Origin of the sequence: Mycolicibacterium boenickei, assembly GCF_010731295.1 — a bacterium.
GTDB lineage: Bacteria > Actinomycetota > Actinomycetes > Mycobacteriales > Mycobacteriaceae > Mycobacterium > Mycobacterium boenickei.
On the sequence record NZ_AP022579.1, the window covers coordinates 2,677,408 to 2,691,480 of the forward strand.

A 14,073-nucleotide genomic window follows, 5' to 3' on the forward strand; every position below is an offset into this window, starting at 1 on the left:
CATTCATTCAAGCATGGCAAGCAAGTACCGATTGATACATTTCAATCTATACATGTATAAAGGTATGCGTTGTTGCATCTGACGGGAGACGTTTCATGACCGCACTGGCGGCCTCGCCGGCCCGCAGCCGTCCCACGTCGGTACCCGGTCGACCGCTGGGCTGGCTGTGGTCAGTGGTCTCGGTGCGATGGGCCGCCGCAGCACTGGTTCTGTTCCTGGCCGGGCTGGCCGCGCAGCTCTCCGGCGCCCCGGAACCGGTGTGGTGGACGCTGTATCTGGCCTGCTACGCCGCCGGCGGGTGGGAGCCCGCGTGGGCGGGCGTGCAGGCGCTGCGCGAGCGGACTCTCGATGTCGACCTGCTGATGATCCTGGCGGCGATCGGCGCGGCAGCCATCGGACAGGTATTCGACGGCGCACTGTTGATCGTCATCTTCGCGACGTCCGGCGCACTGGAGGATGTCGCCACCGCGCGCACCGAACGCTCGGTCCGCGGCCTGCTCGATCTGGCCCCGCCGGACGCGACCCTGCTCGACGACGACGGCACCCAGCGCGTCGTCGACGCGGAGTCGCTGCGCCCCGGCGACCAGATCCTCATCCGGCCCGGGGAACGGATCTCGGCTGACGGCACTGTGACCGTTGGCTCCTCGGACGTCGACCAATCCTCGATCACCGGGGAACCCCTGCCGGTCACCAAACACCGGGGCGACGACGTGTTCGCCGGAACGCTCAACACCTGTGGGGCGCTGCAGGTCACGGTCACGCGGGACCCCTCGAGCACTGTGATGGCCCGGATCGTCGCGGCCGTCGCCGAGGCCTCGGCGACCAAGGCCACCACGCAGTTGTTCATCGAGAAGGTCGAGCAGCGCTACTCGGTGCTGGTGGTGGCGGCGACGCTGGCGCTGTTCGCGGTTCCGCTGGCGTTCGGAGCCGATTTGCGCTCAACTCTGTTGCGCGCCATGACCTTCATGATCGTGGCCTCGCCCTGTGCCGTGGTGCTCGCCACCATGCCGCCCCTGCTGTGCGCGATCGCGAACGCCAGCCGTCGCGGCGTGCTGGTGAAATCCGCGGTGGCCATGGAGCGGCTGGCCGACACCGATGTCGTCGTCCTCGACAAGACCGGAACCCTGACCACCGGGGCGCCCGAGGTATCTCAGGTGATTTCCGTCGGCGAGGTGGCGCCGGACCTGGTGCTCGCAACGGCCGCTGCCGCAGAACAATTCAGCGAGCATCCGATCGGGCGCGCCATCGTCGCCGAGGCGGCGTCCCGCGTCATCGCGGTGCCCGAGGCCACCGGCTTCACCGCCGGCGCGGGCCGCGGGGTCCGGGCGGTGGTCGACGGACGCTCGGTCGAGGTGCTCAGCCCCGTGGCGTATGCGGGTCAGCCGATTCCGGAGGTGGCCGAGATCGAGGCGACCGGGGCGACCGTCGTCGTCGTGGCCGTCAATGGTGACGCTATCGGGGTGCTCGGGCTGCGGGATCAGGCCCGTCCGGGAGCGGCCGCCGCAGTGCGGGCGCTGCATGCCCTGACCGGATGTTCGCCGGTGCTGCTCACCGGTGACAACCACGCGGCGGCAGTGCAACTGGCCGGGCAGTTGGGCATCGACGACGTGCGGGCCGGGCTGTTGCCCGAGGACAAGGCGGCCGCGGTCCGGGAGCTGGAATCCGGCGGGCGCCGCGTGCTCATGGTGGGCGACGGCGTCAACGACGCACCGGCCATGGCGTCGGCGCATTCGTCGATGGCGATGGGGCGCACCGGTGCCGATCTCACGGTCGACACCGCCGACGTCGTCACAGTGGGCGACGATCTCTCGGCGATCGCCGGGGTGGTCGCGTTGTCCCGGCGCGCCCGGCGCCTGGTCATCGCCAACCTGGTGATCGCCGCCACCGTCATCACCGTGCTGGTGACCTGGGACCTGTTCGGGCACTTGCCGTTACCGCTCGGGGTCGCCGGTCACGAGGGGTCGACCATCCTGGTCGCCCTCAACGGGCTGCGTCTGCTGAGCAGCCGGGCCTGGCCGCGCTCGGAAATCTAGCGCTGCAGCACGTCCTTGAGCGCGTCGAGCACGGCGGGATCCTCGATGGTGGAGGGCACCGGCTCGTCCAGACCGTCGGCGATGCCGCGCATGGTCTTGCGCAAGATCTTGCCCGAGCGGGTTTTCGGCAACGCCGCGACCACGTCGACCTTCTTGAACACCGCGACCGCGCCGATGTGGTCCCGCACCCGGTCGACGAGCTCCTGGGTGATCCCCTCGGTCGAGGCCCCGCTCTTGAGCACCACGAAGCCGCGCGGCACCTGTCCCTTGAGTTCGTCGGCGACGCCGATCACCGCGCATTCGGCGACGGAGGGGTGGTCGGCCAGCACGGCTTCGATCGACCCGGTCGACAAGCGGTGTCCGGCAACGTTGATCACGTCGTCGGTGCGGCCCATCACGAACAGGTAGCCGTCGGAGTCGACGTAACCGCCGTCGCCGGTGAGGTAGTAGCCGGTGAACGCCGACAGGTACGACGCGACATAGCGGTGGTCGTCGCCCCACAACGTGGGCAGCGTGCCCGGAGGCAGCGGCAGCTTGATGCAGATCGCGCCTTCCTCGTCGGCCTCACACCGCGTGCCGTCCGAACGCAGGATCTGGACGTCGTAGCCTGGCATCGGCACGGTCGCCGAACCGGGTTTGATCGGCAGCGGCTCGACGCCCATCGGATCGGCTGCGATGGCCCAACCGGTTTCGGTCTGCCACCAGTGGTCGACGACGGGGATGCCGAGTTTGTCGGCGGCCCAGTGATACGTGTCGGGATCGAGGCGCTCGCCGGCCTGGAACAGATACTTGAGCCCGGACAGGTCGTAATCGGCCAGCCGCGTGGCGTTCGGATCTTCCTTCTTGATCGCGCGGATCGCGGTCGGAGCGGTGAACAGTGCCTTGACGCCGTACTCGGCGGCCACGCGCCAGAACGCCCCGGCGTCCGGCGTGCCGATCGGTTTGCCTTCGTAGAGAACGGTTGTCGCGCCCAGCAGCAGCGGTGCGTACACGATGTAGGAGTGGCCGACCACCCAGCCGACGTCGGAGGCCGCCCAGAACACGTCGCCGGGTGCCACGTCGTAGATGTGGCGCATGCTCCACAGCAGGGCCACCGCATGCCCGCCGTTGTCGCGGACGATGCCCTTGGGTTTGCCGGTGGTGCCCGACGTGTACAGCACGTACAGGGGATCGGTGGCGGCCACCGGTACCGGGTCGGCCGGCGCGGCGTCGGCCACCAGCTGCTGCCAGTCGTGATCGCGCCCGTCGACCAGCTCGCAGGGACATTGCTCGCGCTGCAGGATGACGCAGGCTCGCGGCTTGTGCTCGGCGATCTCCAGTGCCGCATCCAGCATGGGTTTGTATTCGACGATGCGGGTCGGTTCGACGCCGCAGGATGCGCTCACCACGGCCACCGGGCGAGCATCGTCGATTCGGGTGGCCAGCTCATTGGCGGCGAACCCGCCGAACACCACCGAGTGCACCGCGCCGAGCCGGGCGCAGGCCAGCATCGCGATGACGGCCTCGGGGACCATCGGCATGTAGATCACCACGAGATCGCCCTTGGTGACCCCGAGCCCGCGCAGGGCCCCGGCGAACCGGGCGGTGGCGTCACGCAATTCGCGGTACGTGTAGCTGGCCTTGGTGCCGGTGACCGGGGAGTCGTAGATCAGGGCGGTCTGATCGCCGCGCTCGGCGACATGCCGGTCCAGGGCGTTGGCGCAGGTGTTGAGCTCGGCGTCGGGGAACCAGCGGTAGAACGGCGGGTTGGTGTCGTCGAGTATGCGCTGCGGCTCGGATGTCCAGGTCACCGCCTTGGCGGCGTCGGCCCAGAAGGTGGCTGGGTCGTTGAGGCTGGCTTCGAAGAGAGCACGGTACAGGGCACCATCGTCTGACATACCGGCACCGTAGCGTGTCCGGCCAGCCGAAATCGGTGATTGTCGCTGGTCGGTGCGCTGCCCGCGACGGGAGGTCGCTCGTGCGCGGTCATCGGTCGGTTACTCCTGGAAGCGGTACCCCATACCGGCCTCGGTCAGCAGGTGCACGGGACGCGACGGGTCGTCCTCGAGCTTGCGGCGCAGCTGCGCCAGATAGACCCGCAGGTAGTGGGTTTCCTTCGCGTAGGCCGGCCCCCACACCTCGCGCAGCAGCTCTTCGCGGCCCACCAGCTTGCCGCGGTTGCGGACCAGCATCTCCAGCATGCCCCACTCGGTCGGGGTCAGGTGCACCTCGTGGTTGTTCTTGGTCACCTTCTTGGACGCGAGATCGACGGTGAACGACGAGGTTTCGATGACGGGTTCATCGGTTTCGGACGCCGCCGCGCCACGGCGCACCGCAGCGCGCAGCCGGGCCAGGAACTCATCCATCCCAAAGGGTTTGGTGACGTAATCGTCGGCGCCTGCGTCGAGGGCTTCGACCTTGTCGGACGAGTCGGTGCGGGCCGAGAGCACGATCACCGGCGCCGACAGCCACCCGCGGAGGCCGGCCAGCACCTCGATGCCGGACATGTCGGGCAGGCCGAGATCGAGCACGATCACGTCGGGCCGGTGATCGGCGGCGGCGCGCAGGCCCTGCCCGCCGTTGGTGGCGGTGTCGACCTCGTAGCCGCGCACCGACAGGTTGATCCGCAGCGCGCGCAGGATCTGCGGTTCGTCGTCGATCACCAGGACGCGGGTCTTGGCGACGTTGGTGGTGGGTGTCATGCTGGTTCGTCCTTTGGCGGTGCAGCAAGGTCGATTTCGACGGTGAGGCCACCGCCGGGAGTGTCGGTCGCGGAGATGGTGCCGCCCATGGCTTCGACGAAGCCGCGGGCAACGGACAATCCCAGGCCGACGCCGATGCTGGTGTCGTGATCGCCGAGTCGCTGGAACGGTGCGAAGAGTTGTTCCTCGACCCCGCGCGGCACGCCGGGCCCTTCGTCGATCACCGCGATCAGCACCCGGTCGGCCACCTGCCCGGCGCTGACCCGGATGGGACCGTCGGGCGCGTACCGCAGGGCGTTGTCGATCAGGTTGGCCAGCACCCGCTCGAGCAGGCCGGCGTCGGCCATCGCCACCGCATCGCCCACGTCGACCTTGACCCGGTCCAGGCCCTCACGGGTGAACCCGGTGGCGCCCTTGCTGATTCCCAGGAGCGCGCGTTGCGTTGTCTCCTCGAGATAGACCCGGCGCAGCTCGGGGCGGACCACCCCGGCCGAGAGCCGCGACGAGTCCAGCAGATTGCCGACGAGCGCGGTGAGTGCGTCGATGGATTCCTCGATGGTGGCCAGCAGTTCGGCGGTGTCCTCGTCGGAGAAGTCGATGTCCTCGCTGCGCAGGCTCGACGCGGCCGCCTTCGCCGCGGCCAATGGGGTGCGCAGGTCATGGCTGACCGCCGAGAGCAACGAGCGGCGCAGTTCATCGGCTTGCGCGATGGCCTCGGCCTTGCTTGCCTCCTCGGTGAGCTCGCGCTGTTTGACCAGGCCGGCAGCTTGTTTGGCGACGGCGCTCAGCACGCGGCGATCCCGCGCGGCCAGCTTGCGCCCGGACATCAGCAGCCAGAATTCGTCGTCCCCGACTTCGATCGCGGTGTCGGCGGTGTCCACGTCGGCGCACGGCCTGGTGCCCACGCAGGCCACGATGTCGGCGGTGCCGTTGCCTTCCCTCAGCAGGCTCACCGCGCGTTGGGAGTATGTCTCCCGCAACCGTTCCAGCAAGGTGGTCAGATCCGCACCGCGCAGCACCGACCCGGCGAACAGGGTCAGCAGTTCGGCCTCCTGCGAGGCCTTCCTGGCTTCGCGAGCCCGGCTCGCGGCGCCGTCGACCAGTGCCGCGACCGCCACCGCGACCAACAGCAGCACGACGACGGTGACCGCACTGTCGGGTTCGGCGATGGTGAACGTGTGCCGCGGGTCGACCAGGAAGTAGTTCAGCAGCAGCCCGGACAACAGCGCCGAGAGTCCCGCGGGGGCTACGCCACCGAGCAGTGCGACGATCAGCACGCCGATGAAGAACAGGGCGCTCTCGCCGCTGACCCCCAGATACGGGTCCAGCAGGGTCACGATGGCCAGGCAGATCGCCGACGGAACCACAAGGCTGGCAAGCCAGGACGCGATATGACGCTGCCGAGGGGTGGCGGCCGACCAGCCGAAGCCGCGACGAGCCTGCTCGTGCGTCACCATGTGCACGTCGATCTTGCCCGACTGCTGCACCACAGCGGGGCCGATGCCCTCTTCGAAGATCCGGGCCCACCGGGACCGCCGCGACGTGCCGAGCACCAACTGGGTGGCATTGCGTTCACGTGCGAAATCCAGTAGCGCGGTGGGTACGTCGTCGCCGACGACGGTGTGCACGGTGGCACCGAGGCTTGCGGCCAGCTCGCGCACCTTGCCCATCTGGGGTGCCGAGACACCCGAGAGGCCGTCCCCGCGGACGACGTGCACCACCATGAGCTCGGCACTGGATTTCGACGCGATACGAGATGCCCTGCGCACCAGGGTTTCCGACTCGGCGCCGCCGGTGACGGCGACCACCACGCGCTCGCGGGCCTCCCAGGTATCGGTGATCTTGTTGTCGGCCCGGTACTTGGCCAGTGCGGCGTCGACCTGGTCGGCCAGCCACAGCAGCGCCAGTTCGCGCAGCGCGGTGAGGTTTCCGCGCCGGAAGTAGTTCGACAGCGCGGCATCGATGCGTTCGGGTGCGTACACGTTGCCGTGGGACAGCCTGCGGCGCAGCGCCTCCGGGGTGATGTCGACCAGCTCGATCTGATCGGCCGCCCGGACCACCTCGTCGGGGACCTTCTCCTGCTGCTCGATTCCGGTGATCTGGGTGACCACGTCGTTGAGGCTTTCCAGGTGCTGGACGTTGACCGTCGAGATCACGGTGATCCCGGCGTCGAGCAGTTCTTCGACGTCCTGCCAGCGCTTGGGGTTCTTGCTGCCCGGGGTGTTGGTGTGGGCGAGCTCGTCGACCAGCACCACCTGCGGGTGACGGGCCAGCACCGCGGCCACGTCGAGTTCGGGGAACCGGCCGCCCCGGTACTCGACGTAGCGCGGTGGGATGGTCTCGATGCCGTCGAGCAGATCGGCGGTTTTCTTGCGCCCGTGCGTTTCGACCACCGCGGCAACCAGGTCGGTGCCGCGCTCGAGCCGGCGGTGCGCCTCGCCGAGCATCGCGTAGGTCTTCCCCACGCCGGGAGCCGCGCCCAGATATATGCGCAGCTCACCGCGTTTGGCGGGGCCCGACGACGGCGTGTTCACAAGACCATCATCCTCGTGCCTACAGCGAGTCGAGGGCGATGTTGAGTTCGAGCACGTTGACCCGCGGTTCGCCGAAGAAGCCCAGGGTGCGTCCGTCTGTGTGCTGGGCCACCATGGAACGCACCAGATCGGGGTTCAGGCCGCGAGCCTTGGCCACCCGGTTGACCTGCAGATCGGCGTAGGCCGGCGAGATGTGCGGGTCGAGCCCGCTGCCGCTGGCGGTGACGGCGTCGGCCGGCACCTGCGGATCGGCCGGTGCGCTGCCGCGGATCGGCACGATCAGACCGGCGCTGTAGTCCTCGCCCGGCTTCGCGCATTCCACCCGGACACCCTCATACGTGTTGAGGAAGGGGGTCTTGGTCGCGTCGCACGGTTCGTTGACGCTGACCACCCGAGTGGGGTGAACCACGTTGCCGCGCGTATCCCGTGGGCCGATCACCGACAGCACCGCTCCGACACCGCCGCCGGTGCAGAATGGGCGGGCACCGTCGACCCCGTCGAGTTCGCCGACGGCCGCGCTGCGCGAGCACACCTGGGTGAGCAGGCTCGGCTTGTCGGGTTGGTCGACGACGCTTTCCGGGCCGAGGTTGCTCGCGCTGGTGGCCATCGGGTCGTACCCGTCACCGGCCATGGACGGCCGGCTCTGGAAATAGCGGGGTAGGGGATTGCCGTCGGCATCGGTGAAGGACTGACCGATCAGGCTGCTGCCCACCGGCTTTCCGTTCAGCTCGATCAGCGATCCGTCGGCCTTGTCGCGCAGGCCGGGGATCTGGGCCACCAGCCAGATGAAGATCGGATAGCCGATGCCCAGGATCACGGTGAGTACCAGCAGGGCCCGTAGGGCCGCTGCGTGTTGACGGAGCACGTTGGAGAATTTCATGTCACATTCCCGGGAAGAGTTGGACGACGAGGTCGATCAGCTTGATGCCGATGAACGGCGCGATGATGCCGCCGAGGCCGTAGACGTACAGGTTGCGGCTCAACAGCTTGGACGCGCTGCTCGGGGTGTACCGGACGCCCTTGAGCGCCAACGGGATCAGCGCCACGATGATGATCGCGTTGAAGATCACCGCCGACAGGATCGCCGACTGCGGGCTGTGCAGCCGCATGATGTTGAGCAGGTCCAGGCCGGGGAACAGCGCCACGAAAAGCGCCGGGATGATCGCGAAGTACTTCGCGATGTCGTTGGCGATCGAGAACGTGGTCAGTGCCCCGCGGGTGATCAGCAACTGCTTGCCGATCTCGACGATCTCGATCAGCTTGGTCGGGTCGGAGTCGAGATCGACCATGTTGCCGGCCTCTTTGGCCGCCGAGGTCCCGCTGTTCATCGCGACGCCGACGTCGGCCTGGGCCAGGGCGGGCGCGTCGTTGGTACCGTCGCCGGTCATCGCGACCAGCTTGCCGCCGGCCTGCTCCTTCTTGATCAGCGCCATCTTGTCTTCGGGCGTGGCCTCGGCGAGGAAGTCGTCCACACCGGCCTCGTCGGCGATCGCCTTGGCGGTCAACGGATTGTCTCCGGTGATCATCACGGTGCGGATGCCCATCCGGCGCATCTCGTCGAAGCGCTCCCGCATGCCCTGCTTGACGACGTCCTTGAGGTGGATGACGCCGAGCACCTCGGCCTTGCCGTCGACCACGTGCCCGACCGCCAGCGGAGTGCCACCGGCGGCGGAGATCCCGTCGACGATGTCGCCGAGTTCGGTCGGCACCTTGCCGCCCTCGGACCGGATCCATTCGGCGACCGCACCCGTGGCGCCCTTGCGCAGGCGATGGTCCCCGGACAGGTCGACACCGGACATCCGGGTGTTGGCGCTGAACTCCACCCAGTGCGCATGGTCGAGTTCACCGGGGGTGCGGCCGCGTAATCCGTACTCCTGCTTGGCGAACACGACGATGGAGCGACCTTCGGGGGTCTCGTCGGCCAGGCTGGACAGCTGCGCCGCATCGGCGAGCCGCTCGGGCGTCACGCCGGACAGCGGGACGAACGCGGCGGCCTGGCGGTTGCCGAGCGTGATGGTGCCGGTCTTGTCGAGCAGCAGGGTGTTGACGTCGCCGGCGGCCTCGACGGCGCGGCCGGACATGGCCAGCACGTTGCGCTGCACCAGCCGGTCCATGCCTGCGATGCCGATCGCCGACAGCAGGGCGCCGATGGTGGTGGGGATCAGGCACACCAGCAGCGACACCATGACGATGCCCGAGATGCCGTTTCCGTTGAGCGCCAGGGTGTCTGCGACGCCCGGGTTGTTGGCCTTGGAGAAGATGGCCAGCGGCTGCAGGGTGGCGACGGCGAAGACGAAGATGATCGTCAACGACGCCAGCAGGATGTTGAGCGCGATCTCGTTGGGGGTCTTCTGCCGGTTGGCGCCCTCGACGAGGTTGATCATCCGGTCGATGAAGCTCTCGCCGGGCTTCTGGGTGATCTGCACGACGATGCGGTCGGACAGCACCGTGGTGCCGCCGGTGACGGCGCTGCGATCACCACCGGATTCGCGGATGACGGGCGCCGACTCACCGGTGATCGCCGATTCATCCACCGAGGCAATGCCTTCCACGACATCGCCGTCGCCGGGGATGACCTGGCCGGCTTCGACCACCACGACGTCGCCCTGCTGCAGCAGCGGTGCGGCGACCTCTTCTTCCTGACCCGCGGTGCCCGGAGCCCAGCCGGTCAGCCGGCGGGCCATGGTGGAGGTCTTGGTCTTCCGCAGCGACTCGGCCTGGGCCTTGCCGCGGCCCTCGGCGACGGCTTCGGCCAGGTTGGCGAAGATCACCGTGAGCCACAGCCAGATGACGATCAACCCGGAGAACCACGACGGGTTGAGCACGGCCAGGATGGTGCTCCAGACCGCGCCGATTTCGACGATGAACATCACCGGGTTGCGCCACAGCGTGCGCGGGTCGAGCTTGCGCAGCGCGTCGGGCATCGATTTCCACAGCATCTTCGGGTCCAGCAGGCCGCCCTTGATCCGGTTGGAACTGTTGGGTTTCGGCTGTGTGGACGACGGTGAGGCGAGGGTAGGTACTGACATCAGTGAATTCCTTCAGCAAGGGGCCCGAGCGCGAGCATGGGCAAGAAGGTGAGGGCGACCAGGATCAGCGTGACGCCGGCGACCATGCCGACGAACTGGGGTCGATGGGTGGGCAGGGTGCCGATGGACTCGGGAGTCTTGCCCTGTTTGGCCAGGGATCCGGCGAGCGCCAACACGAAGATGATCGGCAGGAACCGGCCGAACACCATCGCCAGGCCGAGCGCGGTGTTGTACCACTCGGTGTTGACGCTGATGCCGGCGAACGCCGAACCGTTGTTGTTGGAAGCCGACGTGAAGGCGTACAGCACTTCCGAGAGGCCGTGCGGCCCGGTGTTGAGCATGCCGGCCCGTTGGCCCGGCATCGCCATGGCCACCGCGGTGCCGGTCAGCACGAGCAACGGAGTGATCAGGAAATACGTTGCGGCGAGCTTGATCTCCCGCGGGGTGATCTTCTTGCCCAGGTACTCCGGGGTGCGCCCGACCGTCAGGCCCGCAACGAACACGGTGATGATCGCGAGCACCAGCATGCCGTACAGGCCGGAGCCGACGCCGCCGGGAGCGACCTCGCCGAGTTGCATGTTGAACATCGTGATCAAGCCGCCGAGGCTGGTGTACGAGTCGTGGAAGGAGTCCACCGCACCGGTCGACGTCAGCGTCGTCGCATCCGCGAACACTGCCGAATTGGCGATGCCGAACCGTTGCTCGACACCTTCCATCGCGGCGCCGGTAGCGGTGGGCACGGTGCCGTGGGCCTGCAACTGGAACAGCATCATCAGGCTGACGCTGATGGTCGCGATCACGCCCATCGCGGCGGCGATCGCATAGCCCTGCTTCACGCTGCCCACCATGCGGCCGAACGTCCGCGGCAGCGAGAACGGGATCATCAGGATCAGGAAGATCTCGACCCAGTTGGTCCAGGTGGTGGGGTTCTCGAACGGGTGCGCGGAGTTGGCATTGAAGAAGCCGCCGCCGTTGGTGCCCAACAGCTTGATGACTTCCTGGCTGGCCACCGGGCCACCCGGGATGGTCTGCGAGCCGCCGACGAGCGTGTTGACCACCTCGCTGTGCAGCGCGAAGTTCTGGATGGCGCCGCCGCCGACCAGGATCAGCGCGCCGACGACCGAAATCGGCAGCAGGATACGGAGATTGCCGCGTACCAGGTCGACCCAGAAGTTGCCGAGGTCGCCGGTGTTGCGCCGGACCAAGCCGCGGACGAAGGCCATGGCCACGGCCATGCCGACCGCGGCCGAGACGAAGTTCTGCACGGCCAGGCCGGCCATCTGCACCAGGTGGCCCTGGGTGGATTCACCCGAGTAGGCCTGCCAGTTCGTGTTGGTCACGAAGCTGATGGCGGTGTTCCAGGCCAGCGCCGGGGTCATGGGGGTGCCCGGATCGTTCAGGTGCAGCGGCAGCTTGCCCTGCACCAGCTGCAAGGTGAACAGGAACAGCACGCTGATCGCGGAGAAGGCCAGCACGCTGCGGGCGTAGGCACCCCAGGTCTGCTCGGCCTTCGGATCGGCGCCGATCAGGCGGTAGATGACGCGTTCGACACGGGAGTGCTTGTCGGTCGTGTAGACGCGGTACATGTAATCGCCGAGCGGCACGTGCACAGCCGCCACCGCGGCGATGAGGACGACGAGGAAAACGATCCCCGCGGTTGTTGTAGTCACTAGAACCTCTCCGGAAACAGCAGCGCCGCGAAGAGAAACAGCGCGATGAGGATCGCCAGGCCCAGGCCGACGACGTTTTCGTAGCTCACAGTCCTTCGACCAACTTCTGCACCAGGCCCAGCAGCGCAAAGATCGCCACTGTCAGCACGATGAACACCACTACGGACATGGGTTCTCCAACACGTATTCGGGTCGCCGGATCTCGGCGACTGATCCAGCGTCCGTCCGCGGCGTCCGTCCGGCGACGATCTTTATGTCTTCTTTACGCTCGGCTGCCGGACCTTTACGGGTTCTTTCCCGGGGACCGCTCGGACCCTCGTCGGCGGCGTAAAGGTGCCGTCAACAGCGCCCGGTTGCGGTGTAGGAAATGCGTAATCGCTGTCGAATTCGTGCGGCGCGGGTTCTTAGCGTGTGCCGGGAGTCTCGCCGTGTGAAGGAGCTGGAGTCATCGACAATCCATCGTTGTGGGGACCGGCGGCCTGGGGCCAGCTGGTCGCGATTGCCGTCCTCGTCGTATTTCTGCATGTCCCGCTGGGTAATTACCTTGCCGCTGTCTATACGTCGCGGTCTGATTTGCGGGTGGAGCGGGTGATCTACCGGCTGGTCGGGGTGCGACCCGACGGGCAGCAGCGCTGGACCGGCTATCTGAGTGCGGTGCTGGCCTTTTCGGCCGTCAGTGTTCTGCTGTTGTACGGGCTTCTGCTTTTGCAGGTGAATTTGCCCGAACCGTGGGGCCATAAAGGTATGACACCGGCATTAGCGTTCAATACCGCAATTTCATTTACGACCAATACCAGTTGGCAGAACTACCCAGGTGAGGCGACGCTCGGTCACGTCGGGTTGGTGGCCGGCCTTGGGGTGCAGGCGTTTGCGAGCCTCGCGGTCGGCATGTGCGTTGCGGTGGTATTGATCCGCGGGCTGGCACAGTATCAGAACCAGGAGATCGGCAATTTCTGGGTGGATCTGGTGCGCACCGTGGTCCGGATCCTGCTGCCGCTGTCGGTGATCGTCACCCTGCTCCTGCTGGTCCTCGGTGTCGTCAACAACGTCCATGGCGGCCAGGAGGTTTCGACGATCGCCGGCGGCAGCCAGACGTTGCTCGGCGGTCCGGTGGCCACCTGGGAGTCGGTCAAGCTGATGTCGGGCGACGGCGGCGGAGCCTTCAACGTCAACAGTGCGCACCCGTTCGAGAACCCGACACCTTTGAGCAACGTCGTGGAAATCGTTGCGATGCTGGTGATCCCGGTGGCGTTCCTGCGGACCTTTGGTGTGATGGTCGGTGACCGTAAGCAGGGCTGGGCCCTGTGCGCCGTCGTGGCAGTGCTGTACGTCCTGGCCACGGTCGCCCTCGTCGCGGCCACATCGGTGCCGCACGGCACCGTCGTCCACGCGGTGGGGGCGCCGGTGGAGGGCACCGAGTTGCGGTTCGGCGTGCCGGGCAGCGCGGCATTCGGTCAGGCGGCCACAGCCACCGGCGATGGTGCGGCGAACTCGTCGTACGACAGTTTCGCCAGCCTCGGGGGCGCGGTGCTGATGCTGAACATGATGCTCGGCGAGGTGGCCCCCGGCGGTGCCGGCAGCGGCCTGTACGGGCTGGTCATGATGGTCCTGCTGGCGGTGTTCCTCGGCGGGCTGATGGTCGGGACGACACCCGAATACCTCCGGCAGCGGTTGCAGGCCAGGCACATGAAGCTCGTCAGCCTGTACCTCCTGGCACTGCCGATCGCCGTCCTGGTCGGTACTGCGATCGCCATGGCGCTGCCCGGTCAGCGCGCGGCGATGCTGAGCTCCGGGCCGCACGGGCTCTCCGAGATGCTCTATGCCTTCACCAGTTCGGCCGCCAACAACGGCAGCGGGTTCGCCGGGTTCAGCGGGAACACCACCTGGTTCAACGTCGCGCTGGCCATCGCCATGGTGATCGGCCGCTTCCTACCGATCATCGCCGTCCTGGCCATCGCGGGGACGTTCGCCGCGCAGCGTCCCGGCGTCGTCACCGCCGGGACGTTACGGACCCATACGCCCACCTTCGTGGTGCTGACCCTGGCCACGACCCTGCTCCTGATCGGGTTGGAGTACCTGCCGGCTCTTGTGGTCGGCCCCGTCGCCGACGCCGTCCAATGATCAAG

At 67.5% G+C, this 14,073-nt stretch carries 9 protein-coding genes; 2 read left to right on the forward strand and 7 right to left on the reverse strand.

The features are described from left to right. Positions 1–95 precede the first annotated feature (95 nt). On the forward strand, positions 96–2,033 hold the full coding sequence (locus G6N57_RS12730) for a heavy metal translocating P-type ATPase (RefSeq protein ID WP_077742823.1): 1,938 nt from the start codon (positions 96–98) through the stop codon (positions 2,031–2,033). On the opposite strand, the gene G6N57_RS12735 is transcribed toward G6N57_RS12730, so the two are convergent. From G6N57_RS12735 to G6N57_RS12765, 7 genes are all read right to left on the reverse strand, one after another. Further along, complete coding sequence (locus tag G6N57_RS12735; RefSeq protein ID WP_077742824.1) at positions 2,030–3,910, reverse strand: propionyl-CoA synthetase; 1,881 nt, start codon at positions 3,908–3,910, stop codon at positions 2,030–2,032. The two genes, G6N57_RS12730 and G6N57_RS12735, sit on opposite strands and share 4 nt — an antisense overlap. 99 nt (positions 3,911–4,009) lie before the next feature. Continuing rightward, positions 4,010–4,714 (reverse strand): response regulator, encoded by a 705-nt coding sequence (locus tag G6N57_RS12740; RefSeq protein WP_036447923.1) that lies wholly within the window; start codon positions 4,712–4,714, stop codon positions 4,010–4,012. After that, positions 4,711–7,248 carry a DUF4118 domain-containing protein gene (locus G6N57_RS12745; RefSeq protein ID WP_077742825.1) on the reverse strand — a complete coding sequence of 846 codons (2,538 nt, stop codon included), beginning with the start codon at positions 7,246–7,248 and terminating at the stop codon, positions 4,711–4,713. Before G6N57_RS12745 ends, G6N57_RS12740 begins: the two co-directional genes overlap by 4 nt. A gap of 19 nt (positions 7,249–7,267) precedes the next feature. Continuing rightward, positions 7,268–8,128, reverse strand: a complete 861-nt coding sequence (locus tag G6N57_RS12750) for a potassium-transporting ATPase subunit C (RefSeq protein WP_077742826.1) — start codon at positions 8,126–8,128, stop codon at positions 7,268–7,270. Between the two features lies 1 nt (position 8,129). Next, entirely contained in the window at positions 8,130–10,277 is a 2,148-nt protein-coding gene (gene kdpB / locus G6N57_RS12755; RefSeq protein ID WP_077742827.1) for a potassium-transporting ATPase subunit KdpB, read from the reverse strand. After that, positions 10,277–11,947: a potassium-transporting ATPase subunit KdpA gene (kdpA, locus tag G6N57_RS12760; protein ID WP_077742828.1), complete on the reverse strand. Its 1,671-nt coding sequence runs from the start codon at positions 11,945–11,947 to the stop codon at positions 10,277–10,279. Before kdpA (G6N57_RS12760) ends, kdpB begins: the two co-directional genes overlap by 1 nt. Further along, on the reverse strand, positions 11,947–12,036 hold the full coding sequence (locus G6N57_RS12765; RefSeq protein ID WP_019347277.1) for a potassium-transporting ATPase subunit F: 90 nt from the start codon (positions 12,034–12,036) through the stop codon (positions 11,947–11,949). Before G6N57_RS12765 ends, kdpA (G6N57_RS12760) begins: the two co-directional genes overlap by 1 nt. A gap of 373 nt (positions 12,037–12,409) precedes the next feature. On the opposite strand from G6N57_RS12765, the gene kdpA (G6N57_RS12770) reads away from it, so the two are divergent. Beyond that, a complete protein-coding gene (kdpA, locus tag G6N57_RS12770) occupies positions 12,410–14,068 on the forward strand; it encodes a potassium-transporting ATPase subunit KdpA (protein ID WP_097926400.1) in 1,659 nt (552 codons plus the stop codon). The last annotated feature ends 5 nt before the right edge of the window (positions 14,069–14,073 follow it).

What these genes read in the sequence shown, in the direction of transcription:
- G6N57_RS12730 (WP_077742823.1), top strand. Translation starts at nt 96, where the DNA reads ATGACCGCACTGGCGGCCTCGCCGGCCCGCAGCCGTCCCACGTCGGTA.
- G6N57_RS12735 (WP_077742824.1), bottom strand. Translation starts at nt 3,910, where the DNA reads ATGTCAGACGATGGTGCCCTGTACCGTGCTCTCTTCGAAGCCAGCCTC.
- G6N57_RS12740 (WP_036447923.1), bottom strand. Translation starts at nt 4,714, where the DNA reads ATGACACCCACCACCAACGTCGCCAAGACCCGCGTCCTGGTGATCGAC.
- G6N57_RS12750 (WP_077742826.1), bottom strand. Translation starts at nt 8,128, where the DNA reads ATGAAATTCTCCAACGTGCTCCGTCAACACGCAGCGGCCCTACGGGCC.
- kdpB (WP_077742827.1), bottom strand. Translation starts at nt 10,277, where the DNA reads ATGTCAGTACCTACCCTCGCCTCACCGTCGTCCACACAGCCGAAACCC.